Source organism: uncultured Tenacibaculum sp. (assembly GCF_947495995.1).
GTDB lineage: Bacteria > Bacteroidota > Bacteroidia > Flavobacteriales > Flavobacteriaceae > Polaribacter.
Map to the genome: position 1 here is coordinate 755,573 of NZ_CANMAX010000001.1, position 25,804 is coordinate 781,376.

Consider the following 25,804-nt stretch of genomic DNA (forward strand, 5'->3'; position numbering starts at 1 on the left):
ATGAGAAAAATTCTTTATTACGACAATTGGGATAAAGGATACAGGAACTTTTTACGTTTAGATCCTATTTTTAAAGAAAATGGTTACTCTACAATTCTTTTACATACCTCTTCTCTTGTTGATGAAATTACTGAAACTGACAAAGAAATTGATGGTCTCTATTTAAGAGATATTTCTTTTTACAAAACAAAAAGATTACGAAAGATTATAAAAAGTGAAGCCCCTGATGCGATTATTATGCTAAACTTATCTTTTATGATAGATAGAGCTTTGATTAGGATTTGTAATGATTTAAACATTAAAATTTATCATCTTTCACATGGAATGTTAATTCCTTCCGACAGTATTAAGGTCGTTAAACAAACAATAAAAAATTCTTCTAAAAAAAATATTTTTTCAAAATTTAATAAGAAAAATAAATATGCTCTGTTCAATTATCTAATAGAGTTAAAAAGCTTTACTAAGACAATATCTTTCTTTTACAAAGCAATAAAGAACCATACAAACTACACTCTTTTCCCCATTTATTCAGAAGAATTAAAGGTTAACAAATCGTTTGTCTTTTATCCTTCAGATTATCAAATTATGGTTAAAGATTTTGGTTTTCCAAAAGAAATGATAGAAGTTATAGGTAATCCAGAACTTGATGCTTTTTATAATTCCCAAATTATTGAGAAAACTACTTTTTTAAATACCAACAATATTAAAAACAGTAATTATATAGGTTATTTTGATGATGGACTTTCTAAAACACATGGTTGGAACAACAATAAATGGTTAACTTTCTTGAAAGATTTAAACGATATTATTGTTAGTAAAGGCTCCTCACTTGTTATAAAACTCCATCCACGACGAGACATTAAAGAATGTATTTCCTTTTTTGAAGAAAATAATATCACTTATTTATCTGATGTTGATTTTAAAAACTTTATACATCATTCAAAATTTATTATAAGCCATTTTTCGTCTGTTATTGTTTATGCTCTTCTTCTAAATAAAAAAATAAAATCTCCTAGATGGGGTGTCTCAAGTGGTTTAGAAGAAAAATATCCTAACAACATTATTGAATACTTTTATTCTAAAAAATCATTTGAAGATAGCTTCTCATCAATAGAAACAGATAAAAACGAAACACAAAAATATTTATACAATACTGTCGGAAAAGTAGATGGTAATTCTATCACAAAAGTTGTGGGTAAGATTTTAAACGATTTAAAGGATGAGTAATAAAAGTTTCTTTTTAAATTCTTTAAAATATATTATCGTATCTGGAGCTTCTAAAGGACTAAACTATTTAATTCTATTATATTTTGCTGTAGGTGTTTTTTCTGAACAATATGTAACAATACTTTTACTTCTTTCTTTAGAACAACTACTAAATTTACTACTTCCTTTAAATAACCCCACTATAATTTATTCCAAAACAGTAATAGATTACAATAGGATAACAAATAAATTAATTTCTACTTCTTTTTTATTTCTTTGTTTTTACGTCATAAGTTTTTGGCTTTTTCAGGAATCTATATATAAATATTATGGTGTTTCTAGTTTAATTATTTTCTCTTGTATTCTATTTAATGTTTTTACAAATGGTTATATATTCTATCTAACAAACTTTTATAAATTGATAGAAGACCATGATAAAGCTCTTAAAGTACAATCGCTTTACTTTATCTCTTTTCTATCTATTTTAACATCCTCTTTAATAATAGAAAACAAAGTATTAGCATTCTTTTTAGGAAAATCTATAGGTTTCTTAATTATTATAACACTGATAACCCTATTCAAATTTAATATTACAAAATTTCGTTTTTTAAACTTCACTGTTAATGAATGGAAGAAAATGTTGAATCTATTTTCAATAAGTATTTTAGGTTGGATTTCTGGTTTAGGATTTATAAATCTTGCAAAAATATATTCAACTCCAGAGATTGTTCTAAGAATTGGTTATATCTTAAATTTATGGAATATTTTTTTACTAATTGGTATCGGTGTAAACTCAGTATACCATCCTTTAATAAAAAAACACATTACAGATAAAATGCCTGATATTGCTAATAAAGTAAAACATCAGACATTACTTTTATATTTGGGAATTTCTTTGTGTGCATATATAATTTATTACACTTTAAACTACATAAATCTATTTGGTAATTATCCTGAAATTCAAAAGGTATTTGTTGAAATTCCAAATACTTTAATTCTTTTTGTAATAAGTGCTTTTTATTATGTTATCCATCCTTTTTATCTTGTTTATGATAAATTTAAAACCTTCAATTTGCTTAATATTTCAGCATTTGTTTTTGCTGTTTTTATAACATTTACAGGAACTTTTAATGGTTACAACAATTACATTATATATTTAATATTACTATATTTTTTTAAAAGCTCTTTTCTTTACATTTATGGTGAAAAAAAACTAATTAAAAATGTTTAAAGCAAAAAACTTATTCTTTGTAACTTATTTAGCTTTAACAGCTTTAATATTTTTAACATTTAGTGCTTCTTTTCAAGTTTATATATCTTTCTTTATTAGTAATTTATTTTTACTTTTAGTTGTTATATATCATTTATTTTATGAGAGAGATTATTCTCCCTTTATATCTTCTTATATAGTTTTTTATCTATTATTTTTTCTTCTTGCACCTATTTCACAAATAGACTCTTTTTCTGGAGTAGGAGGCAGTAGACTAGTCAATTTTTTTATCTACAAAGAGAACTTAGTAGTTTATGCTAATACACTAATTATAATATTCAATATAATTTTTATTTGCTTCTACATTACACTGAAAAAAAAGATTTTAAACACAGAGAATACTTCTTTAAAAGAAACGTCAAAAAAATATCTTCCAGTTATTTTATCCATTCTTTTAATTATATCATTACTAGGTTTTTTAAGTAGTTACTCTTTTATAAAAGATGAATTTTTTAATCCTAATTGGTTAAAATCTCAAGAAACGTCAAAAGCAAAAGTTTTAATTAATAAAAAATTTATATTCATGATACCTTTTACGGGTCTTGTATTGTGTATAAAATATATTAAATCACAAAAAAAACAACTTGTAAATTACATAATTATTTCTACCTTTTTTGTGATCTTCTTTGTGCTTTTGTTTTGGTTTAAAAATCCATTAACTGAAAAAAGAAATGCGTTGGGTCCGTTGTACATATGTTTGATTTTTCTGTTTTTCCCTAAATTACTAAACAGCAATGTAAAAACATTATCTTTTTTGTTTTTTTCTATGATTATAGTATTTCCACTAACAGCTATAATCACTCACTCTGATGCTACTTTAGCTGAAATTTATAATAACCCTTTAATACTTATAAATCAAATGAAAGGAGGAGGTATAATTAAAGCTTTCAATACTTTAAATTATGATGCCTTTTTCAATTTTACAGCCTCAATAGATTATGTTGATAAAAATGGATTCTCTTTTGGCTACCAACTCTTAGGTGGACTTCTATTTTTTGTTCCTAGAAGTTTCTGGACTTCTAAGCCAGTGTCTTCAGGAGAATTAGTAGGTGATTATTTAGTTAACGATTTTGGGTTCAATTTCACAAACTTATCTAATCCTTATGTTTCAGAAGGTTTCTTAAACTTTGGGTTAATTGGAGTTATTATTTACCCTATAATATTAGCATATATATTGATCATAATGTTACAGTGGATTAAATCTAAAAATCATTTAAAAAGAATAATGTCATTTTACTTTGCAATGCATTTATTATTTTTTTTGAGAGGCGACTTTACGAATGGATTTTCATATTATATTGCTCCATTAATAGCTGTAGTTTACTTACCTAATTTCATAGAATATATAATTAAAAACATAGTAAAAAGATAAATGAAAACACTTTACAAATTTTTAAAAGAGAAAAGTATTCCTTACGTTTTCATAATTATGTTCTCTTTGATATTATTCCCTAGAAATATAAAATCATTAGCTATAGCTATATTTTCTGTAACAATTCTAACACATGCTATTATTAAAAAAAATAAAATCAATTGGCGTTTTTTTTTAATAAACAGTAGTGTTTATTTGTTAATGATTAGCACTTTATTTTATTCTCATAATATCCAACAAGCATCGTTAAAATTACAGACAATGCTTTCTCTTTTCCTATTTCCTTTAGTATTTTCCTTAATCTCTAAAGAAAACTACATTAAAATTTATAACCATAAAGAAAAACTTCTACAAGTTTATATTTACTCTGTTCTATTATTTAATCTTACAATATTTTTAGGATATTGTATTAATGATCTTGCTTTTTTTAATGTAATAAAACACTATGTTATAATAGTAAATGAAAGATTACATAAATATAATATCCATCCTATTTATCTTTCTATTCACTTATGTATTTCTTTAATTTTCAGCATTTATTTATATAATAAAAAACGAAAGATAGTTACGCTTATATCCATAATTTTACTTTTCTTTTTCTTGTTTATTTTAATGAGAAAAGGTCCTATTTTATCTTTAATATTAATTTTATTGTACTCTATTACTTTTCTTCTCAAGAGGAAATTTAAAATAATAACATCTATATCGTTAATAATTTTTGTTGTTTCATCGTTTTTAATAGTACCAAAAGTTAAAACTAAGTTTTCTGAAATACTAAATATTGAGAAGTTAACCGAGAAAAATATGAATTCTACTAATATTAGAGCTGAGATTTACAAATCCTCTTTAAAGCCTATAAAAGAATCTTTATTTTTTGGTTATGGGATAGGTGACTTCAATTCAGCTTTAATAAACAGCTACAAAAATAAAGTTCTAATTAAAAGGCAATTTAACGCTCATAATCAATACATCAGTTTTTTACTGATTGGTGGTTTGTTTTTACTTTCAATCTTTTTATTAGTGCAGTTTTATAACATACGGTTATCCTACGTAAATAATAATCATCTTTTTATCATTATTTGTCTTTTTTATCTATTTAATATGATGACTGAAAGTATACTTGAAAGAGAAAATGGAGTGATTTATTTTAGTTTCTTTATTTGTTTTTTTGGTTTAAAGAATTATATACTTGATAATGAAAAGTAAGGTATTACTAATTGGTCCTTTTCCTGACCCTATATCTGGTGTGTCATTAGCAAATAAAATTGTAAGAGACTTATTAAAAGAAACAGAAAATTTTGATGTTTCTTTTATCAATACCTCTAATCCTAATTTCAGTGAAGATTTAGGTTCATTCTCTTTAAAAAAAATGTTCTTTTATCTAAAACTAAATTTCAACTTATATAAAGTTTTAAAAAATAATATTATTTACATTACTCCTGGTCAAACTTTTTTTGGAATAATAAAATATTCAGTTTTCATTCTGTTATCAAAGTTCTTAAGAAAAGAACTTATTATTCACGTTCATGGAAATCATTTGATTGATTGTTATAATAGTTTACAAGGGATTAAAAAACGTGTTTTTAAAAATCTAATATCTAAATTCTCAAAAGGAATAGTTTTATCAGAATCTTTAAAAAGAAATTTATCTCCATTTATTGAAGATGAAAAAATATTTATTCTTTATAATTTTGCTGAAGATTACCTAAAAATAGGAGAAACAAAGAAGGAATTCGAAAAAGTAAAGCTTGTTTTTTTAAGTAATCTTATGCAAGAAAAAGGAATTCTTTTTCTATTAGATGCTTTAAAAAAACTGGAAAAAAATAAAATAAATTATGAAGCTAAAATTGCAGGTAACATTGACGAAAATTTAAAAAATATAATTGTTAAAAAACTAAACAAATTAAATCATACCGAATATATTGGTGTTGTGAATGGAAATAATAAGAAAGAATTACTTCTTTGGAGTAATACTTTCATTTTACCAACCTTTTATAAAATGGAAGGTCAGCCTATTTCAATATTAGAAGCATTAGCTAGTCAAAATTATATCATAACAACTAAACATGCAGGCATAACAGATATTATTGATCAAAATATTCATGGTAAATTTGTAGAACAACAAAGTATAGAAAGTATATATAAAGCAGTACTTGATTTAAGCTTAAACTTAAATGAACTCAAAGAAATAGCTCAAAATAACAGTACGTATTTTCAACAGAAATTTTCACTGGACCGCTTTAAAGGGAATTTTATTAAAATATTGAATGCATAAAAAACAAGATTTAAACACATTTAAGTTACCAAAAAATTTTAGAGGAAGAAATCCATTTATAGTTCAACTTTGGTGGATTGTTCAAAGCGTCCTTTTTAGAACTTCCCCACAGTTTTTATATGGATGGAGACGTTTTTTATTACGTTTGTTTGGAGCTAAAATTGGTAAGAATGTTATTATTCGACCAACAGTTAGAGTTACTTATCCATGGAAATTAAACATTGGCGATTATTCATGGATTGGTGACGATGTTGTTCTATATAATTTAGGAAATATTATCATTGGGAATAATGTGGTTATCTCTCAAAAATCATATATCTGTACAGGATCTCATGACTATACCATTCCCTCCTTTCCTATTTACGCTAAAGAAATTAATATTGAAGATGAATGTTGGCTAGCTACAGATGTTTTTGTTGCTCCTGGAATTACTATTGGTAAACAATCTGTTATTGGCTCTAGAAGTAGTGTATATAAAAATATTCCTGCAAATAAAATTTGCTACGGAAACCCTTTAAAAATAGTAAAAGATAGAAATTAATTCTATAACCACTTTACATGATCAATAATCAATTAAACATAACTATAATTTCACCTTTCTTTTTTCCTGAGCCAATTTCTACTGGAAAATTTAATACTGAAATGGCTCTTGCTCTAAAAGAAAAAGGACATCATGTAAGAGTATTATGTTTTCATCCTTTTTATCCGAGTTGGAAAATCAGTAGAAGTTCAGAACAAATTGATGGTATTGAAATAATCCGCGGAGGAAGTTTCCTTTGTCTTCCAAATAATGCTACTTTACGTAGAGTTATTTTAGAAACAAGTTTTTCACTTTTTATATTAAGAAACATTTTAAAATTAAGAAAAAACACAGATATTATTATTCCTGTTTTTCCTCCTAGTCTAGCTTTTTATATTACTCAGTTTTTCCTCAAAAAAAATACAAAAAAAGCTGGAATGGTTCATGATTTACAAGAAATATATGCAAATCAAAAAACAAGTATAATAAGTAAAATAATTGCTAAATCTATTCATTTTGTAGAAAAAGGGTGTTACAAATCTTGTGATTCATTAATTTTCTTATCTCAGGAAATGAAAGATTTTGCTAAAGAGATTTATGATTTACCTGATTATAAATTAAAAGTTCAATATCCTTTTATCACAATTAATTCGGAAAATTTCACAAACGATCTAGAAATTATATTACCTAACACACATAAACATATTGTATATTCTGGTGCATTAGGAGAAAAGCAAAATCCAAAAGGTTTATATAATTTATTTGATTTTTGCTCTGAACAACTTAATGGAGTTATGTTTCATATTTTTTCTCAAGGGAATCACTTCGAAGAACTAAAAGAAAAAAACAATAATAATAAGATTAAATTTCATGCTTTAGTTCCTAAAAAAAATATTGAAGAATTATATCGTAGAAGCGACATTCAAATTGTACCGCAACTAGCAGGTACATCTAAGGGTTCTCTTCCTTCTAAACTTCCAAATTTATTAGTAAGTGGAGTTAACGTTGTTTGTATTACAGATGAAGGAAGTGAAATTGAACTTTTATTTAAAAAAAATAACTTTAAAACAATAGTTTCATCTTGGGATACTGAAAAAATTAAAGATATATTTGAAACATTACTAAAGGATGATTTTAATAAATCAGGTCAAATAGAAATAAGTAAAAAATTATTTCTTATTGATTCAATGATTGATAAAATATTAAACTAATTAAGATTGATTTCAAAGCTGATTAAAAACACCTATATTTTACTTCTGATAGTAGATTTACTACTTATCAATATAGTTGTATATTTTGTTTTTGAAAAAATTCATCAAAGCCTACAATTTAACGCTTACATTTCTGTTTTTTGGTGTGTTACTTCAATATTCACCAATTATTATAAAGTTTACAGGTTCACAAATTTTTATAGGTTATTACGATTAACAGTAGTTCAGGCTTTATTTTTCACACTTGGTTTTTTTGCTTATTTCGGAATTTTTAAGGAGGGAGAAGTTGTTAATACACAATTTAAAACTTTAATAATCACCTTAGGATCTTTAGCTTTATTTAAACTTATTTCTTTTCTGATATTAAAAAAAATAAGACAGTTTGGAAGTAATTTTAAAAAGGTAATTTTCTTTGAAAAGGATGATACCACAAAAAAAATGATCAAGCTTTTTCAAAATAGGGCTAGTCTAGGATATTCTTTCTTAGGTTATTTTTCAAATAAAATAACTGATGATTCGAATTACTTAGGTAATGAAAGTGAACTATACGACTTTCTTAAGCTTAATGAAATTGATGAAATATATGCTACTCTTTCAAATTTAAAGAAAGCACAAGTGAAAAAACTTACTAAGTATACCAGTTTACACAATATAACTTTAAAGTTAATTCCTGATTCTAAAGAGTTTTATAGTAAAAGTAGAAATGTAGAGTTTTATGATGATACATTAAAAGTATTAAGTGTTAAAAAACTTCCTTTCGATTTAATTGAAAATAGAATCATCAAACGTGTATTCGACATTCTCTTTTCTTCATTTGTTTGTTTGTTTATTATTTCTTGGTTGTATCCTGTATTATGGATTTTAATAAAGATTGAATCTAGAGGGCCTGCAATATTTAAACAAGAACGAGAAGGGTTTAATGGAAATGAATTTGTTTGTTATAAGTTCAGATCTATGTACATAAACAAACAAGCAAACAAGGTACACGCTATAAAAAATGATAGTAGGATTACTCCTATAGGTAAATTCATAAGAAAAACTAGTTTAGATGAAATCCCACAGTTTTTTAATGTTTTATTAGGAGATATGAGTGTAGTCGGACCTCGACCACATTTAGAAAGTTTAGCTCTTGAATATCAAAAAGATGTGGACAATTATTTAGAAAGACACGCAGTAAAACCAGGTATAACCGGTTTAGCACAAATTAGTGGCTATAGAGGTGAAATAAAAAAGAAATCAGATATTAAGAATAGAGTTCGCTTGGATATTTTTTATATAGAAAACTGGTCGTTTATGTTAGATATAAAAATCGTTGTTAGTACTGTATTAAATGTTTTTAAAGGTGATGAAAATGCTTATTGATGAATAATAATATCGAAATAACTGCTTGTATTGTATTATATAATGAGAATATCAATGATTTAGAAAACGCTGTTAATTCCTTTTTAAATATTTCTAATTTTACAAAACACCTTTTTTTAGTAGATAATTCACCTCAACTAAATATACCTCTATCGTTAAAAAACCATCCTGATATTACTTATATTTTTAACAATAAAAACTTAGGTTTTGCAAAGGCTCAAAATATTGTATCAGATAAAATAAAAAACTCAAAATATCATTTAGTTTTAAATCCAGATGTAACCTTTGAACCTAAAGTTATACAACATTTAGTTGAAAAATTAAAGAGTGAATCTAACCTAGCTATGATCACACCTAAAATTCAATTCCAAAATGGAAAACACCAATACAATGTAAGGAAGTATCCTACTTTTTTTGATTTAATTATTAGAAGGTTAAACATTTATAAAAGCAGGGTTTATGATCAAGAATATAGAAATAAAGACCTAGATAAACCATTCTTTCCTGAAGCTATACATGGTTGTTTTATGTTATTTAAAACTAACGATTTTATAGCTTTAAATGGTTTTGATGAGCGTTACTTCTTATATATGGAAGACATTGATATTTGTAAAAAAATAGACCAGATCGGTAAGAAAAAGTTATACTATCCTAAGGTAAAAGTTTCACATGTTTTAAAACAAGAATCATCTAAAAATATCAAATTATTTCTTTACCATTTATCTTCAGCTTTTAAGTATTTCGTAAAGTGGTAATACCTATATTTGCAGCCAAATAACAACACAACACACATGAATATTTTAGTTTTAGGTTCTGGAGGTAGAGAACATGCATTTACTTACAAACTATCTCAAAGTAAAAAAGTTAATCAAGTTTTCGTAGCGCCTGGAAATGCAGGAACAGATAAAATTGCTAAAAACTTAAGCATTAATCCGACTGATTTTTCTGCCGTAAAAACAGCCGTTTTAGAACATGAAATTAACATGGTTGTTGTGGGTCCAGAAGCACCTTTAGTAGAAGGAGTTCACGATTTCTTTTTAGCGGATGATCAACTAAAAAACATTCCTGTAATCGGACCTAAAAAAGATGGTGCTTTATTAGAAGGAAGTAAAGATTTCTCTAAACAATTTATGGAGAAACACAATATTCCTACTGCAAAATATCAATCGTTTACTCAAGATTCTTTAGAAGATGGATATGCTTTTTTAGAAACCTTAAATCCTCCTTTTGTTTTAAAAGCTGATGGTTTAGCTGCTGGAAAAGGAGTTTTAATTTTAGATAATATTGAAGAAGCTAAAACTGAGTTAAAAGAAATGTTAACCAATCAAAAATTTGGAGATGCTTCTGCTACGGTAGTTATCGAAGAATTCTTGAAAGGAATTGAACTTTCTGTTTTTGTACTTACCGATGGAAAAAGTTATAAAGTTTTACCTTCTGCTAAAGATTATAAAAGAATTGGTGAAGGAGATACTGGCTTAAATACCGGTGGAATGGGAGCAATTTCTCCTGTACCTTTTGCTGATGCTGATTTTCTTACTAAAGTTGAAGATCGAATTATAAAACCAACTGTTGACGGTTTACAAAAAGATGGGATCGATTATAGAGGATTTATATTTATTGGTTTAATGAATGTTGCTGGTGATCCTTTTGTTATTGAGTACAATGTAAGAATGGGAGATCCTGAAACTGAAGTTGTTTTACCTAGAATCAATTCTGATTTATTTGATTTATTTGAAGGAGTTGCCAATCAAAACTTACATGAGAAAACTTATGAAGTAACTTCACAAACTGCAACTACAGTAATGTTAGTCTCTGGTGGATATCCTGAAGCATACGAAAAAGGAAAAGTAATTTCTGGTTTCGAAGGAATTGAAGATTCTATCGTTTTTCATGCCGGAACTAAAATAGACGATACAGAAGTAGTAACAAGCGGTGGAAGAGTTATGGCAATAACGTCTTTTGGAGACACTATTAAAGATGCTTTAGCTAAGTCTTATAAAAATATCGACAAGATTTCATTTGATAAAATGAACTACAGAAAAGATATTGGATTCGATTTATAGAAATTTTTAACCTGTAAAAAGTTATTGTACCAAAGGTGGGACTCGAACCCACACGCTCTAATGAGCATCGGATTTTGAATCCGACGTGTCTACCAATTCCACCACTTTGGCTAGTAGTATATAGTCGTAAAAATTAGATAACTTTCTGAACTTAAACTAAAAAAGATAAAAATCTTAAATTGTCAGTTTTTACTATATTTTTACTTTTTTCAAATTTACAGGTACTTTTTAAGGTACTGTTTTGAGGATTCAAATATATACATAAATCCTATATAAACACTAGAAAAAATTTATCTTCTTCTACTTCTTTTTATATCCACTATGTTGTATATACCATTCAAATCTTGCATATACACCTCTTGGTTTTCGTAATAGGGGTTTAGGCTATGTAGTATCAACTTTCCTGTCTCTACTTCGTGTTCTATGATTCTTTTTACTAGTATTCCTTCTGTTTTATGAACGACTATGAAATCCCATTTATTGATGTGTAATTTACTAGACCAATATTCTTTTCTTACTTCTCTACCTAAGAGTAAATCTCCTTCTAAAATACTTTCTCTAGGATTATCACATTCCATACTATCTCCTACAACTTCAAAAGTTAAATAATTCCCTTTATATTCTCTGTCTACTTCCCACGGAATTTTTGGTAGTTCATCAATATATTCATCATCTTCCCATCCTGATAAAAATCCCGCTCTAGCTCTTTTGTTTATAAGCGGAACTAGTTTAAACCTTTCATATTCTACCCAAATCGCGTCATTTTTTTCCGATTTCTTGTCTTGCTTTAACATCTTTCCTTCTCCTTTTAAAAGCCATAGGAAATTGATATCATCATAAATGTCGAGAATTATTGAGATATAAGTATCGGAAACAGACCTTGTCAGTTTATTGGTATCTAGGAAACCTCTTTTTATTGACGTTGTATCATAAAAATCTTTCTTACTAATTCCCTTGTAGTCAAGATAGTGTAATAGCCTATGTTTAAAAGTAGCGACATTCATCGTTTTTCGATTTGTTTTTAAACGACTTTTGTCGTTATATTTGCATCATAATTCTGTCAAATATACGATAAAATTTAATTTTTAACGACGTTTGACGTTTTAATCGCTATGAAAAAGAATAACTTAACATTAACAATGCAGCATTTTGGGCAGCTTTCTCCAGATGAGAGAGCCTTGTTTTTGTCGGTTATATCTAGTGAAAAAGTTGAAGTAAAAAAAGAAGAGAAAAAGAGAGTTAATAATCATCCTTATAGTGAGGAATATTTTTATCAATTACTAAAAAAGAATCACAATCAAGAAGTGAGACAACGATTAAAAAAAATGAAAGAGAAGAAGAAAAAGGTTTACAGTACCACAGGATAAGTACTTCTTATCTAACAACAAGCAACCCACAATCGAATTGTGGGTTTGCTTATCCAATTACAAGAGAATCTCCCCCGCAATTACTAGTTATAACACATTAACTAATCATTACAATTTTATTGCTTGCCAAATAAAGAGCAAAAAAAACCTAGTCTTCATGGGAGGACTAGGAAAATTGCTATGAAAAAGAAAAAATATACTACCCGTCGATAGTAAATTGTTTAATTACTCAAATCTATGAAAAAAGAAGCGGAAAAACCTATAAAGAGTACAAATAATTTTACCTCAATTGGTAATTATAATAGCCAAGTTAAAGAGTATTTGGCTAGTCATAAATTGGATATAGTTACCAGACAGACAGTTAAACTATTTCAGGACAATGCAAAACGAAACAAGCTAAATGACAAACAGTATAACAAAGCTGTTGAATCCTTTAATGAAACTCACGGATTGTTACTTACAAAAAGAGAAATTGCGCATACGCAAAAAAAAGCAACGCCTTATCAATACATCAATTTTCCCTACCTAGATAAAGATGGGATGAAAAACGCAATGGATAAGTATCGTCAGTATGTACATAACTACAACACTAAAGTTGCGAAAGCAAATAAGGAAATTGTTAAGTACAATAAAAGTGTTGTGTCTCCTCAAAACATATCTTCAAATGATTTAAAAAGAATTGAAGCTATAAAGAGTAACTCTGAAGGTTTACTTCCTTTTGAATATAATAAAGCTGTTGAACAGATTAACACGGAACTAAAAGCAACTATTTTACCTAAGAAACGTACTCAAACAATTAAGTATGCTACTGAAATCGTTTTTAATGTGTTGGTAGGATTTTACATTGCGCAATTAAAAGAGCGCAATACCTATTTAAAAGCTGTTAATAGATCTACCAGCGTTTATAAAAATGCTTTACCTAAACTAAAGATAGACAACCGCAAATTAGCAACACATACCATTGCAGGAATACCAAGGCTAAGTTTTTGTAAGAAAACAGCACAAAATCATATTAAACGTTTACGAGAAGCAGGTGTATTAATTAACTATACCTATGTAAACCAAAACAAGCCAATTTCAGTGAATTTTAACCCTGAAATTGTTCAAGTTTTAGACGGAAATCCACCAAAGAAACAAATCACACAAAATGAATTAGTTAATATATCAAGTGGGAAAAAGTTACCTCATAATAATGATACTACTAGAACTTTTATAAAAGAAAAAGAAATAAAAGACTATGAAAATTTCATAGTTGAGAATAATTCTTATTCTGAAACGGATGAGATTGTATGTCTTGCAGACAGCTACAAGAACACCACAGCGATAAATACTTTTAAGCAAACTGGGGCGCGAGAAAACAGAGAAACGATTCGCAAATTGTTACCTGATTTTTTTAAAACCACGCCAAAATCTCAAGGAATAAATACGACACTCACACGAAATTTTCTTGCTCGTTTAGTGGATGATAGAGAACTGGCGCAAGACTTATCAAACGGAAAGTATAGTAGCTATACCGTGCTTCCTTATCATTATTTGCGCAAAGTTGCGCTATATACAAATGTTTCTTCAGAAGAATTTAGAGCAATTTTGATACAGGATTTTATCAAATCTTCTGCTAAGATTTGGAAACAACATACTGATGTTCACGCAGGAAGTTGGAAAAATGCTATTAATCAACTTAATGAAGTATTGTTTAGTGGAATTACTCAAAAGGAAACACTCATCGAAAAGCTAAAAGAGTATCGATGGAAACTAGAGTTTGCTCGCAAATGGTTTAAAAAGCATCATCACAATGCATTATTTCCTTCATTATACTTCGATGTAAACCGCAAAACTTCTAATGGAGTTGGTTTTTTCGGACTGCATTCAGTTTGGCTTTCACACTTAAAATATCAAGATAAAAAAGCGCAACGGCAAAGGGTAAATAAGCGCAATGAAAATGCAAGGAAACGCAAAAAAAGTGCAAAACAGAAATTTGTTAATGCTCTAACCGCTTATAAAAAAAAGAAATACACAGCAGAACAACTTTACAACTATGTAAAAGACAATTTACCACATGAGTTTTTAGAGCAGCTCATCGAGATTATGAACAAGGAAAAGAATTAAAATTAATAAATGAAAGAAAATAGTAAATGTTCTTGCGGAGCAGGAAATAAAATTACCTGCCCGAATTGTAGCAAGATAAAAATGGTCATCATGCTAAAAAATGGAAATTCAGAGTTAAAACTCAAAACTACCAATAATCGATATGCAAATCCTGTTTGGTATAGTCCTTTGAGTAAAAACCGAAAACCTATACAACTGATTATCGATAGTATGTATAAACGTTTTGAGAAATCAATTTATAAAGGAGTAACAAACAAAGTAATATTTTATAACAATTCAACTAAAGAACTTATAACAAGTAAGTAAAGAATAATAAAATAGTGCCAACACGGAAAAAGGGTTTGTAGTACGTGATTGAAATTCTGAGACCCTGAAATACCCATTAAGCTCGCCAGTGAATCAATCAGTATTGTTGGTAATAATTACAACAACTAAAGAAAAAGTAAACAATGAATTCATATCAAAAATGGATGGAAAAGCAGGAAGATGAAGCCTTCTTGCGTATGCGCAAAGAAGCGCAAGAAAAGTGCAACGAAAAAGAAACATTAAAACAGAAGCATGAAAATACAACAAGCAACTAACGGAAATATCTTACTATTAGATAATGAAAACGACATATTACACATTTTATCTAGTGTTTATATCCAAAAGCATCCACGTAAGGAAAACGCAATTTTAATTTCTGATGGTATAACAGCAGCAAATGGAACTCAGGGAATTTCTTTACTAGCTAGCACGATTGAAAGCATTAATGAAGAAAGTTTTAATGGTGATGTTTATGATTTGCTAGGAAAGTTGAGCACAGCTATTAGTTTAAATGGAACAATAGCCACTAAAAATGAAGCTTCCTTAACTAAAGAAAATGATCCTAATTATGTTGCCTATTTACAAGCCAACACTTTTGAGAAACTATTGGCTTTTATCAAGCTTCATAAATCAAATATTGGAGGAATAAAAGAAGAAAACGGAAAAGTACTGGAAGAGGAATACTTATGCCAATTTGAAACTTTTATCATAAGAGTAACACTAAGGTATACCTACAGAACTGATAAACCAAATTTAGTTGATGAAATTTTAATGTACGGAAGTACAGAATATGTATTAAAACCAACTAAAGTGTATCAATACGATGTAAATGACACCATAATAGGATATCAATATCGAGAAATTTAGAAATAAAAATTTATGAAAGGGATTTACACCAAAAAGAAGCTGTTTGAAAAATACTATTATTTACCAGAGCGTGAAATAAGAGCCACCATCAATGAAATTATTGCAGAAAACAGAGCCTTACCTCTAGAAATAGCTAAGTTTAAAAAAAATCTTCGCCCAAATGAGGTGCGAAGGTTTTTAGAGGTGTATGATTTGGAATAAAAGAAATATTTAATTTTCTTATCTCTGATGTTTTTTAAAGTTTTCAGCTTGAGAAAAGATTTCCTCATAAACTTCGTCTCGTTCTACTGGCGGGTATCTAAACTCATCTAGTAATAAAATTAAACCAACTTTTAAAGCTGCTTTAATATCATCACGTTTACTCCAATCAGGGAATTTTGCTTGACTATCTACTAATTCTTTTACTTTTTTTGCTAACTCAATTAACTTTTCTTCTGGGTATGTAAAATCATACTTTTTACACAACTCTAATAAGATGTCATAAAATGCCTTTTCTTCAAAATCAATTCCTAATTCATTACCTGCCTTGAATTCATCTCTCACCTGCATTATCATTTCGGTTAATGCTTCTGCCATTTCTTCATAGACTTCACTTCGCAAAATATCATTTTCACTTCTGTCATTGTATCTAGCTACCAAAGCATCCATTTTTCTAGTAAAATCAATGCCTTTTACTTTGTTTACTTTTTTAATTTCTCCAATAGCTTTTGCTAGTAGTTTTTGAAGTAGTTTAATTTTAGTGTTCGGTAATTTTATCTTGTCTATTTTGGCTAAATAATCATCATCAAAAATATCTTGTTCGGCTTCTGTATTCTCTCCAATCTTAAAAATTTCTTCAACTCCATCACTTTGTAAAGCATCTTTTATCATTTCACGAACTTTAGCATTCATCTGCGCTGTGTCTGGAGCATCTCCTTTGGTTAACTTAAAAACTATAGAACGAACTGCTAAATAGAAATGCGTATAATCCCTTTCTTTTTGAGTTAATTTTTCGCTTCCGGCACAAATATCATAAGCTGCTTTTAATCTTTTAACCAAGCCCATAAATCGTACTTCTGCTTCCTTGGTGACTTGTGCAAATTCGGCTGCTTGATTTAATGTGTTTAACTGGTCTAATGCAGAACCATTAAAGTATTTACTATTGTCAAACTTATGGAAGAACTTTCCTAACAAATCTAAATGATTACGAACTATAATTAATGACGATTCTATATCTTCAAAATTATCTTGGTCGCCTTTTCCGTATTTAGCTAAAGCCATATTCATAGCTTTTTTAATACCAATATAATCCACCACTAGACCTTTGTTTTTACCTGCAAATTTTCGGTTTACACGAGAAATAGTTTGAATTAAATTGTGTTGCTGAATAGGTTTATAAATGTAAATACTGTCTAAAAATGGCACATCAAAACCTGTTAACCACATATCTACAACAATGGCTATTTTAAAGTTTGATTTTTCATTTTTAAATTGACGGTCTAATTCTTTTCGATATTCTTTCGTTCCTAAAGCTTCATATAATTCTTTTGGGTCGTCTTTTCCGCGTGTCATTATCATTTTAACACGCTCCATAGGTTTAATTTCTTTTTTCTCTTTTTCTGATAATTCAGCTCCTTCTTCAGCTTGTTTTATTTCTGCCCATCCTGGTCTAAGCTCAATTACATTTTTGTAAAATTCATACGCAATAGGTCTGCTAGGACAAACAAACATGGCTTTACCTTTTACCGTTGCTCCTTCATTTACTCTGTTCTCATAATGATTAACAAAGTCTTCTGCTATTTTTTTAAGCACATCAGGGTCGCCTAAAATAGCATTCATGTTTGCCGATTGCTTTTTGCTTTCTTCTACTTGATAGTCATTTGCACCAGCTTCGGCTGCAACTTCATAATACTTCTCAATTTTTTCTAGTTCACTATTATTTAAAATTACTTTTGCTGCTCTTCCTTCGTATACTATCCTAACGGTAATTTCATCTTTTACAGATTCCGTCATAGTATAAGAATCTACTACTTTACCAAAAACATCAAGCGTTGCATCTATTGGCGTTCCTGTAAAGCCAACAAAGGTTGCGTTTGGTAATGAATCATGAAGATATTTAGCAAAACCGTAGGTCTTCTTAACTCCTTTATCAGTAACTTTTATTTTTTGGTCTAGGTTGGTTTGACTTCTATGAGCTTCGTCAGAAATACAAATTACGTTTGTACGTTCGGTTAGCAACTCTAAATCTTCGGTAAACTTGTGAATCGTGGTTAAAAACACACCACCAGATTCGCAACCTTGCAGTAATTCTCTTAAATGGTCGCGACTTTCTACACTAACAATACCATTATCTCCAATGTAATTTTTAGCATTGGTAAATTGTTCTGAAAGTTGTATATCTAAATCGGTTCTATCTGTGATGAGAATAATTGTCGGATTTTTAAAATACTCGCTTTTCATTAACAGGCGAGTTAAGAATAGCATTGTAAAACTTTTTCCGCAACCTGTCGCTCCAAAATATGTTCCTCCTTTACCATTTCCGCTTGGTTTTTGGGCTAGTTTAATATTGTCATACAATGCTCTTGCCGCATAATATTGCGGATAACGACACACAATTTTTTCATCCTTTTTACTGCTATCTGGTAAGTAGATAAAGTTGCGAATAATATCTCGTAAACGATTTTTGTGTAACATTCCTTGTACCAACGTAAACATAGAATCTATTCCATCAACTTCTTTTGCTAATCCTAAAACACGTCTCCAAGCATAAAAGAATTCATAAGGTGCAAAAAATGAACCTGCTTTATTATTTACGCCGTCACTTATTACGCAAAATGTATTGTAAATAAACAATTGCGGAATATCTCGTTTATAGCGTGTAGTTAGTTGTACATAAGCGTTATGGATAGTCGTGTTTTCCTGAATAGCTGTTTTGAATTCAAATACCACCAAAGGCAAACCATTTACATATAAAATACCATCTGGAATACGTTTGTGGCTACCCACAATTTCTAATTGATTGACAAATTTATAAACGTTGTTGTCCGTTTCTGAATAATCTACCAAATTGATATAAATATCTTTTTTACTCGCATCTTCCCTTTTTAGAATAAACCCATCAGTAAGCATACGCATAAAACGTTTGTTACTTTCATATAAATCAGAAGCAGGTAAGGTTTTTAATTGTAAAATAATTCCGTCAATTTCTGAAGTAGTTATACTTTCTGTAGCATAATTAGAAGCAAAAAAAGATCGTAGATCATCTTCCAAAATTACTTCGTCTTCTGCACGGTTTAGGGTATTCCCTAAAAAATGGGGATAGCCTTCATTTGTTAATAACTCCGCAAAAACATTTTCTAACTGCGCTTCTGTGAATTTTTGACTCATTTACTTACTTTTATAAACCTTCGTAATATGCTTTTAATTTCTTAGACATCAGCTTCCGCCTTTCTTCTAGAAATCTTGTGTAATCCTGATGTGTTGCCTCTTTAATAAAAAACGGAATATCGTTTGCTTTAATATTATCTTCTAAAGCATCTTTATTATCTATAGTGCTAATTTCATTGATACTCTCGTTTATTTGGGTTTCAATTTTACCTAGGTATTCAATGGGCGGCATTTTACCTACTTTTATATTGGTAGCTTGCTCTGTATATACAAAATTTGCTACTTGGTTGTAGGCTTTTTGAGAGTATCCGTTGTCTATTAAATATTGTTTAGGGAAAATATGATGAATATCTCCGCGTTGCTCAATAAGGCTAGAAATAGTCATTGATTTAGATAAAAAAGCTTTAGCATTACTATTTACTTGAGCTGCTAAGTACAATGTATAAGCATTGTTATTGACACTAGAGCTTTCTAAATCGTTAATTAAGCCAAAATCCCAAAAGCCTTCTCCTAAATGAGCTTGCTCCATTTGCAACAAATAGGCGGCAATACCTTTGGCATTAATTTGTTTGATATCTTCATCTATTCTAGATTCTGCTGAACCAGAATAACGCCCAATAAAGATAGATAAGACCAACCATCTTTTCACAAAGCCTTGTATTTCTGGTTCACTCAATCCTTCATCCCTTAATTTTAGGTATAAGGCGTAGGCAAAGTTTAAACTGTTTTGTGATGAAATAAGCTTTCTACTTATTAACCCAGTCGATTTTAATATCATTACAAACCGTTGGTAATTAGTTTGGTTTACAAAGGCTTCTAACCCCTCCGATAATTTGTTATAACTCGTTGCTGCAATTTCATTTTCGTAAGTTCTGGTTTCAAAATTTCTACCAGATAATAAGGCTACTAAATCACTAAACTTACCGCGGCTAAATTTAAAAGTGAAAGCCACACGGAGCATATCTATATAATCAGGGCAATACAAATCATCACTACCTGTAGCCATCCATTTAATAGCTTTATAGTAGTTGCTTTCTGCAAAATTGGTGTCGTTATCTACAATGTGTTTATTAAAACCTTTATCTACCAATAAACGGCAAAAATAATCTACCATTTTACGCATTTTATTACCGCCATGTTGCTCGTCTGAAGCAATTTTAGACATTACAAAATCGGCATTACTTAGTACAACACCTTTTTGATTGATACGAATAAATATTTCAGTTACCGTATCTATATCTAAGCTTGCGTCAAGCTCAATAATACCAATTTGTTGGTTTTTAATACTTTTAAGCTTTTCTATACGTTGTTCTATCACATCCTCATTTTCTTGAGGGTTTAGCTCCATATAGCTTTTTCTTGCTTTACTAATTGTAATTTCATCATTTACAATAGGATTGATATTGTTAATCCATTCCGGACTTCTTTCTTTGGCTTTATTTAAAACTTCAAAAGCTTCTGTTAACGGATTAAAGGCAATACGAATATTAATTTCTTTATAGTTTTTATTTAAAACACGTTGCCCAACTATAGCAGCTGTTAAGGCTGTAATACGTTGTTGCCCATCTATTAATACTTTTTTACCTGCTGATAATTCACCATTTTTTAACTTAACATCAGGATTACGCCAAGTTATAATATAGCCTACAGGATATCCTTGGTATAAAGAGTCTATTAAATCTCTTACCTTCGATGCTTTCCAAACAAAAGGACGTTGAATTTCTGGTATGGCGATATCGCCAGATTTTATCCAGCTTAATAAAGTTTCTACAGGTTGTTGTTGTACACTATATTTTGCCATTTTTAAATAGTTTATTTAATGGAAATTCTACTTTATTCTAAAAAGGTAAATCATTATCCTCAACTGGTAATTCCTCTTGAGCATTATCTTTTAATCCTAAAAAGACTTCAAGGCTTTCTGGGAACAAATTTTCATCAAAACTAAATTCATCTGAATTTAACAACTCCCAAATCGCAAGACTACTTTTGTCGTTAGATTCATAACCAATTACACTTTCTAATTTCTTAACATTAAAATGAATCTTATCTATTCCTGCATTTTCTATTAGATTATAATTAGTAGTAATCATTGCCTTCTTATCACTCTCCGTGTAGATTGCATCTGCTTTTAATAAATCTAGCGTTAAAAAACCTGAAATGGTATCAATAGACAATTCGTCTGCTTCAAAATCCCAATCGTTAATAACAAAATAATCTACTTGAAAATGTTTGCATAATTCTATCAAATAATTTGCTGTTGCTTTTCCGTGATGGCAAACAATCGCTATATTTTCAAAATTCATAAAAGTATCTGCATACCTTTCTTTATTTACTATTGCATCATCATTTGCTATAAAATCTAATACCTTTTGCCTTATAACATATTTGTACACCAAAACATCATTTGGACCTTCAACCAAAATGACCTTTTTACTAAATAAAATCTTACTTAAATTAGGCTCTATAGTTTTTATAAACTCATTGTACTTTGAGTAATTAATAAGTTCATCTGTTTCTTCATCTGCAATACTCACATCAAAGTCATCTAAACTATTATATTTTTTAACCGTTTGGTTGTTCTCATTAATTTCTAATCTAATTAATCCCTTGGTATCAAAAGGGTCAATCATTTTATCAGAATGTGTTGTATAGATTACTTGATGGTCATTTTCTGCTAAACCGCATAACACCGTTTTATAAAAATATTCTTGATGATTTTCGTGCAAAAAACTCTCAGGTTCTTCAAACAAAAACAAACACTTATCATTATCATTAAACTCTGAAATAGATTGAACCACAGCCATAACAAACATTGAGATATAACCATCTCCAAAATGACTAATAGGCACTTGATTTTCTACATCACCATTTAATCCAACCTTAAACAACATTTTTAAGAAAATATCGTGATAATTTGGTAGACCAAAACTTACAGAACAATCATCGTTGCGAAGATTAGATGAATAATTTTTTTTGATAAGACCTATAAATCTATTCAACTCCGAATCTTCTAAAACCTTATCTGTACTAGTTTGTACTTCTTCTTCAAATACAGCTTTTTTATCATTCATTGGAACATCAGAATCTACAATCTTTTTAATATGTTTCGCTAAAAAAGACCTTAGATTTCCCCAGCTTGTTTTATTCGTATTTATTTCCTCTTTAATTTTATGGAAATTGATATAGAATATGTTGAAATATCTAGTTGCTCCAAATGCCTCATAATTTATATCGTCCTTAGGTGTATCATCCCAACCTTGAATTTGTTCTAACCCATTTAAGGATTCAATTTTACTACCTTCAATTTCCTCTCCATCAACAAAAATTTTTAAACGATGATAACCTGTTAAACTTGCAAACTTTTCACCGTCAAATTTTGGCTCTCTACTGCTTGTAGCATTTAAAAGTATAAAAGGAACATTATCCATATCTCTATTATGGAAATCGTCTAGAGAGAAAGTATCTTTAGAAACAAAATTAACTTGTAACCCGTATAAAATAGCATTCAACAAATTGGTTTTACCACAATTATTATAACCAACAATAGCTACTGGTTTTTTATAACTAGCATCAGGAAATACAAAATCTTGTCTGTCTTTAAATGAACGGTAATTTTCTACTGATATGGTATTAATTCTGATTTCTGACATTTATACATATGTTTTATACTGATGCTGGTTTTGTTGCTACTTGAGTCATTTTTGCTAATAATAAACTTTGCAATTCTTTTAGTTTTTTTGACTGTTCTACATTCTTATCAATTTTGAACTGTATAATTTTTAATTTATAGGTGAATTTCTCTATTAAAGTATTATTAGCTAATGCATACGGAATAGATTGAATTATCTCTCTTTTTGCTATATTAACTTGAGCACTTCCACCAGAACCATCAAGTAACATCATATTACCTTTTTTAGAATCTAAAAAGCATTTTAAGTAAATACCTTCCATAATTTCTTTATCAGTTCTTAATATTAAAAGAGCTTGATTTATTACTCCAATTTTATCTTCCTTATTTATCAAAGTAATTCTTCCTAACGTTCCAGAACAACTAATTACTAAATCATCAGGTTCTATGCTAAATCTTTTTAACTTTTCATATTTCTCTTTTGTAATAAAATATCTGAACTCTCTGTGGTTATATATTGCGTGTTGTTGTTCGTAAACGGGTATACCTTTTTTTTGCATATCACTTTTTTTCAGTGCAGAGCCAAAAGGACCTCTTATATAACCTTTTTTACTTAATAATTTTCCAAGTGTAGTAGAACTCCACCCAACAGGAATATCTTTATCCAATTCTTCATTATAAACCATTTCGCCACCCGAAGATTTATAAGGTTTGCCAATTAAATGAGGTGATCCCGAAGCTAGTTCGGGACAACTTTCCTCTGTAATCGGAAAGTTGAAATCCACAAACCAATGTTTGTACAAGGCTTGTGCGGTAGCTTCTAGGTTGGTATTTATTTTTTTGTTGAGATGTATGCTTTGGGTTACCGTGTTGTACTCGGCTACTATTTGACGTTGTTTTTCTATGGATGGGATTGGTAATTGAGTGTCACAAAACTCTTCCCAATCAAAAACTTCTCTTGCACTACCGTGAGACTTGAAGCGAGCATAACGGTCAAATTCAGGTCTTCTGAACCACATCATTAAATATTGAGGAATTACTTCTTGTTCATCAATAACTTTAAAAACAGTATAGGCTTGAGAAACAATAGCTTTGTCATAATCTTCTAAGAGCGCAATAGAGATTTTATCTCCATTTCTAGAAGTAACAGGACCATAAGCAAATTGATTCTTCTCAATTATCTTATAAGTCTTCATATTTGTTCCAATCGTATTGGCAATTGAAGGCATCAATACTTTTTTGATACTTACACCTAACAAGGTTGTTACCTCTAATTCTGTGTTACGAATATTAATAGGTTCAATAAAATTGCCTAAGCGTTTATAGTTCATAGCCAAGAGATTTAAAAACTTTCTGTAAATCTGCTTTTGAGGCTTCTTCTTGGGCTAACAAATCTTTAAGTTCAGTTTGTAAGCCTTTCATTTTGGTATCAAAATCTATGTTTTCGTCTCGGTTTACAAACTCAATATACTTACTAGGCACTAATGAATAGTCTTTTTTAATGACTTCACCTTTTTTAGCTGAATAACAGTATTCTGGAATATTCTCATAGGCTTCTTCATCAGTTTGCCAAGTATGAAAAGTCTTGGCAATATCTTCTATTTGAGTAGGAGCAAACTGAATATACTTTTTCTCAAAAGGTTCACCTTTTTGGCGTAAATCCATAAATAAAATTTCATCTTCACGGTTGCGATACTCACGTGTTTCTGTTCCTTTACTAACCTTTTTTTCGGTTTTGTTCTTGTTTAAAACCCACAACGTTACAGAAATATCTGTGGTATAAAACATATTCCTTGGTAAAATAATAATAGCTTCTACCAAGTTGTTTTCAATCAGTTTTTTTCTAATTTTATATTCCTCGCCTCCACCAGATAATGCACCGTTTGCCAATATAAAACCAGCCACACCATTATCGGATAATTTGGAAACCATATTTAAAATCCAACCGTAATTGGCGTTACTTTTTGGTGGTACATCATACCCTTGCCAACGTGGGTCGTCTGTCAATTCATCTTTACCACGCCAATCTTTTTGGTTAAACGGTGGGTTTGCCATTATAAAATCAGCTTTAAGATCAGGGTGTTGGTCTGCTCCAAACGTATCAGCTGCTTTTTCTCCTAAATTGGCTGCAATACCACGTATGGCTAAATTCATTTTAGCCAGTTTGTAGGTGGTATTTGTGTATTCCTGCCCATAAACAGAAACCTCTTTTTTATTTCCGTGGTGGTTTTCTATAAACTTAACCGATTGCACAAACATACCACCAGAACCACAAGCAGGGTCGTAAATAATACCTTGATAAGGTTCTATTAATTCAGCAATAAGATTTACAATACTTTTTGGCGTATAGAATTCCCCTTTTCCTTTCCCTTCTTTAATAGCGAATTTGGCTAAAAAGTATTCATATACACGCCCCACAATATCGTTTTGTTTGTCTGCAATGGTGTTTATTTCACTTATTTGGTCAATAAGCGAAGCGAGTTTGGTTTTATCTAACCCTAATCGTGAAAAATAGTTGTCTGGCAACGCTCCTTTTAGTGCAGGATTGTTTTTTTCTATTTGGTGTAAAGCGGTATCAATTTTAAGTGCTAAATCATCTTGTTTGGCATTATCTTTTATAAAGCTCCAACGAGAAGTTTCATTTAAGAAAAAGACATTTTTCATATTGTAGAAATCTTTCATTTCTACATATTTTTCTTTTCCTTCTGAAATTAATTCTTCTCTTCGTTCTTCAAATTTATCACTAGCAAATTTTAAGAAGATTAGTCCTAAAACAACGTGTTTATATTCGCTAGATTCTACAGAGCCTCTTAATTTATCGCAAGACTGCCAAAGGCTTTCTTCTATTGATTTGGTTTTTACAGCTTTTTTAGCCATTTAGTTTA

General features: G+C 29.3%; 22 protein-coding genes and 1 tRNA gene. 16 read left to right on the plus strand and 7 right to left on the minus strand.

The window, feature by feature from the left end; genetic code table 11:
- From Q1A15_RS03405 to purD, 10 genes are all read left to right on the plus strand, one after another.
- Entirely contained in the window at window positions 1-1,227 is a 1,227-nt protein-coding gene (locus Q1A15_RS03405; RefSeq protein WP_299618783.1) for a hypothetical protein, read from the plus strand.
- Window positions 1,220-2,437, plus strand: a complete 1,218-nt coding sequence (locus tag Q1A15_RS03410; protein WP_299618786.1) for a hypothetical protein — start codon at window positions 1,220-1,222, stop codon at window positions 2,435-2,437. Before Q1A15_RS03405 ends, Q1A15_RS03410 begins: the two co-directional genes overlap by 8 nt.
- 805 nt (window positions 2,438-3,242) lie before the next feature.
- Window positions 3,243-3,848, plus strand: a complete 606-nt coding sequence (gene wzy, locus Q1A15_RS03415; protein ID WP_299618788.1) for an O-antigen polysaccharide polymerase Wzy — start codon at window positions 3,243-3,245, stop codon at window positions 3,846-3,848.
- The gene (locus Q1A15_RS03420; protein ID WP_299618791.1) at window positions 3,849-5,054 is read left to right on the plus strand and encodes an O-antigen ligase family protein; all 1,206 of its coding nucleotides are present in this window, start codon (window positions 3,849-3,851) and stop codon (window positions 5,052-5,054) included.
- On the plus strand, window positions 5,044-6,123 hold the full coding sequence (locus tag Q1A15_RS03425) for a glycosyltransferase family 4 protein (protein ID WP_299618794.1): 1,080 nt from the start codon (window positions 5,044-5,046) through the stop codon (window positions 6,121-6,123). The genes Q1A15_RS03420 and Q1A15_RS03425 overlap by 11 nt, the downstream gene beginning before the upstream one ends.
- On the plus strand, window positions 6,116-6,664 hold the full coding sequence (locus Q1A15_RS03430) for a putative colanic acid biosynthesis acetyltransferase (RefSeq protein ID WP_299618797.1): 549 nt from the start codon (window positions 6,116-6,118) through the stop codon (window positions 6,662-6,664). The genes Q1A15_RS03425 and Q1A15_RS03430 overlap by 8 nt, the downstream gene beginning before the upstream one ends.
- Before the next feature lie 17 nt (window positions 6,665-6,681).
- Window positions 6,682-7,854, plus strand: coding sequence for a glycosyltransferase (locus Q1A15_RS03435; protein ID WP_299618799.1), 1,173 nt, complete (start codon window positions 6,682-6,684; stop codon window positions 7,852-7,854).
- Window positions 7,855-7,860: 6 nt separating this feature from the next.
- Window positions 7,861-9,216 (plus strand): undecaprenyl-phosphate glucose phosphotransferase, encoded by a 1,356-nt coding sequence (locus Q1A15_RS03440; protein WP_299618802.1) that lies wholly within the window; start codon window positions 7,861-7,863, stop codon window positions 9,214-9,216.
- Window positions 9,216-9,971, plus strand: a complete 756-nt coding sequence (locus Q1A15_RS03445) for a glycosyltransferase (RefSeq protein WP_299618805.1) — start codon at window positions 9,216-9,218, stop codon at window positions 9,969-9,971. Before Q1A15_RS03440 ends, Q1A15_RS03445 begins: the two co-directional genes overlap by 1 nt.
- 36 nt (window positions 9,972-10,007) lie before the next feature.
- Entirely contained in the window at window positions 10,008-11,279 is a 1,272-nt protein-coding gene (gene purD, locus Q1A15_RS03450; RefSeq protein WP_299618807.1) for a phosphoribosylamine--glycine ligase, read from the plus strand.
- Between the two features lie 27 nt (window positions 11,280-11,306).
- On the opposite strand, the gene Q1A15_RS03455 is transcribed toward purD, so the two are convergent.
- Window positions 11,307-11,390: transfer RNA gene (locus tag Q1A15_RS03455), tRNA-Leu, on the minus strand.
- A gap of 179 nt (window positions 11,391-11,569) precedes the next feature.
- A complete protein-coding gene (locus tag Q1A15_RS03460) occupies window positions 11,570-12,283 on the minus strand; it encodes a S24 family peptidase (RefSeq protein WP_299618810.1) in 714 nt (237 codons plus the stop codon).
- Window positions 12,284-12,391: 108 nt separating this feature from the next.
- On the opposite strand from Q1A15_RS03460, the gene Q1A15_RS03465 reads away from it, so the two are divergent.
- The 6 genes from Q1A15_RS03465 to Q1A15_RS03490 all read left to right on the plus strand — a co-directional run bounded on the left by Q1A15_RS03465 (window position 12,392) and on the right by Q1A15_RS03490 (window position 16,126).
- Window positions 12,392-12,646, plus strand: a complete 255-nt coding sequence (locus tag Q1A15_RS03465; protein ID WP_299618813.1) for a hypothetical protein — start codon at window positions 12,392-12,394, stop codon at window positions 12,644-12,646.
- 237 nt (window positions 12,647-12,883) lie between these two features.
- A complete protein-coding gene (locus Q1A15_RS03470; protein WP_299618816.1) occupies window positions 12,884-14,752 on the plus strand; it encodes a hypothetical protein in 1,869 nt (622 codons plus the stop codon).
- 9 nt (window positions 14,753-14,761) lie between these two features.
- Window positions 14,762-15,058, plus strand: coding sequence for a hypothetical protein (locus tag Q1A15_RS03475; protein ID WP_299618819.1), 297 nt, complete (start codon window positions 14,762-14,764; stop codon window positions 15,056-15,058).
- A gap of 143 nt (window positions 15,059-15,201) precedes the next feature.
- Window positions 15,202-15,333, plus strand: coding sequence for a hypothetical protein (locus Q1A15_RS03480; protein ID WP_299618822.1), 132 nt, complete (start codon window positions 15,202-15,204; stop codon window positions 15,331-15,333).
- Complete coding sequence (locus tag Q1A15_RS03485) at window positions 15,311-15,925, plus strand: hypothetical protein (RefSeq protein ID WP_299618824.1); 615 nt, start codon at window positions 15,311-15,313, stop codon at window positions 15,923-15,925. The genes Q1A15_RS03480 and Q1A15_RS03485 overlap by 23 nt, the downstream gene beginning before the upstream one ends.
- A 12-nt stretch (window positions 15,926-15,937) precedes the next feature.
- Window positions 15,938-16,126: a hypothetical protein gene (locus Q1A15_RS03490; protein WP_299618826.1), complete on the plus strand. Its 189-nt coding sequence runs from the start codon at window positions 15,938-15,940 to the stop codon at window positions 16,124-16,126.
- An 18-nt stretch (window positions 16,127-16,144) separates the two neighbouring features.
- On the opposite strand, the gene Q1A15_RS03495 is transcribed toward Q1A15_RS03490, so the two are convergent.
- The 5 genes from Q1A15_RS03495 to Q1A15_RS03515 are packed head-to-tail and all read right to left on the minus strand — an operon-like array spanning window position 16,145 to window position 25,796.
- The gene (locus tag Q1A15_RS03495) at window positions 16,145-19,291 is read right to left on the minus strand and encodes a type I restriction endonuclease subunit R (RefSeq protein ID WP_299618829.1); all 3,147 of its coding nucleotides are present in this window, start codon (window positions 19,289-19,291) and stop codon (window positions 16,145-16,147) included.
- A gap of 10 nt (window positions 19,292-19,301) precedes the next feature.
- Window positions 19,302-21,092, minus strand: a complete 1,791-nt coding sequence (locus tag Q1A15_RS03500) for a DUF262 domain-containing protein (protein WP_299618832.1) — start codon at window positions 21,090-21,092, stop codon at window positions 19,302-19,304.
- A gap of 37 nt (window positions 21,093-21,129) precedes the next feature.
- Entirely contained in the window at window positions 21,130-22,941 is a 1,812-nt protein-coding gene (locus Q1A15_RS03505) for an AAA family ATPase (RefSeq protein ID WP_299618835.1), read from the minus strand.
- Window positions 22,942-22,954: 13 nt separating this feature from the next.
- The gene (locus Q1A15_RS03510) at window positions 22,955-24,250 is read right to left on the minus strand and encodes a restriction endonuclease subunit S (protein ID WP_299618838.1); all 1,296 of its coding nucleotides are present in this window, start codon (window positions 24,248-24,250) and stop codon (window positions 22,955-22,957) included.
- A complete protein-coding gene (locus tag Q1A15_RS03515; protein ID WP_299618841.1) occupies window positions 24,240-25,796 on the minus strand; it encodes a class I SAM-dependent DNA methyltransferase in 1,557 nt (518 codons plus the stop codon). The genes Q1A15_RS03510 and Q1A15_RS03515 overlap by 11 nt, the downstream gene beginning before the upstream one ends.
- Window positions 25,797-25,804 lie beyond the last annotated feature (8 nt).

Coding starts and splice junctions, on each gene's coding strand:
- purD (WP_299618807.1), top strand. CDS start 10,008: ATGAATATTTTAGTTTTAGGTTCTGGAGGTAGAGAACATGCATTTACT.
- Q1A15_RS03430 (WP_299618797.1), top strand. CDS start 6,116: ATGCATAAAAAACAAGATTTAAACACATTTAAGTTACCAAAAAATTTT.
- Q1A15_RS03485 (WP_299618824.1), top strand. CDS start 15,311: ATGAAAATACAACAAGCAACTAACGGAAATATCTTACTATTAGATAAT.
- Q1A15_RS03480 (WP_299618822.1), top strand. CDS start 15,202: ATGAATTCATATCAAAAATGGATGGAAAAGCAGGAAGATGAAGCCTTC.
- Q1A15_RS03445 (WP_299618805.1), top strand. CDS start 9,216: ATGAATAATAATATCGAAATAACTGCTTGTATTGTATTATATAATGAG.
- wzy (WP_299618788.1), top strand. CDS start 3,243: ATGATTATAGTATTTCCACTAACAGCTATAATCACTCACTCTGATGCT.
- Q1A15_RS03475 (WP_299618819.1), top strand. CDS start 14,762: ATGAAAGAAAATAGTAAATGTTCTTGCGGAGCAGGAAATAAAATTACC.
- Q1A15_RS03460 (WP_299618810.1), bottom strand. CDS start 12,283: ATGAATGTCGCTACTTTTAAACATAGGCTATTACACTATCTTGACTAC.
- Q1A15_RS03420 (WP_299618791.1), top strand. CDS start 3,849: ATGAAAACACTTTACAAATTTTTAAAAGAGAAAAGTATTCCTTACGTT.
- Q1A15_RS03500 (WP_299618832.1), bottom strand. CDS start 21,092: ATGGCAAAATATAGTGTACAACAACAACCTGTAGAAACTTTATTAAGC.
- Q1A15_RS03510 (WP_299618838.1), bottom strand. CDS start 24,250: ATGAACTATAAACGCTTAGGCAATTTTATTGAACCTATTAATATTCGT.
- Q1A15_RS03515 (WP_299618841.1), bottom strand. CDS start 25,796: ATGGCTAAAAAAGCTGTAAAAACCAAATCAATAGAAGAAAGCCTTTGG.
- Q1A15_RS03410 (WP_299618786.1), top strand. CDS start 1,220: ATGAGTAATAAAAGTTTCTTTTTAAATTCTTTAAAATATATTATCGTA.
- Q1A15_RS03465 (WP_299618813.1), top strand. CDS start 12,392: ATGAAAAAGAATAACTTAACATTAACAATGCAGCATTTTGGGCAGCTT.
- Q1A15_RS03405 (WP_299618783.1), top strand. CDS start 1: ATGAGAAAAATTCTTTATTACGACAATTGGGATAAAGGATACAGGAAC.
- Q1A15_RS03495 (WP_299618829.1), bottom strand. CDS start 19,291: ATGAGTCAAAAATTCACAGAAGCGCAGTTAGAAAATGTTTTTGCGGAG.
- Q1A15_RS03505 (WP_299618835.1), bottom strand. CDS start 22,941: ATGTCAGAAATCAGAATTAATACCATATCAGTAGAAAATTACCGTTCA.
- Q1A15_RS03470 (WP_299618816.1), top strand. CDS start 12,884: ATGAAAAAAGAAGCGGAAAAACCTATAAAGAGTACAAATAATTTTACC.
- Q1A15_RS03435 (WP_299618799.1), top strand. CDS start 6,682: ATGATCAATAATCAATTAAACATAACTATAATTTCACCTTTCTTTTTT.
- Q1A15_RS03425 (WP_299618794.1), top strand. CDS start 5,044: ATGAAAAGTAAGGTATTACTAATTGGTCCTTTTCCTGACCCTATATCT.
- Q1A15_RS03490 (WP_299618826.1), top strand. CDS start 15,938: ATGAAAGGGATTTACACCAAAAAGAAGCTGTTTGAAAAATACTATTAT.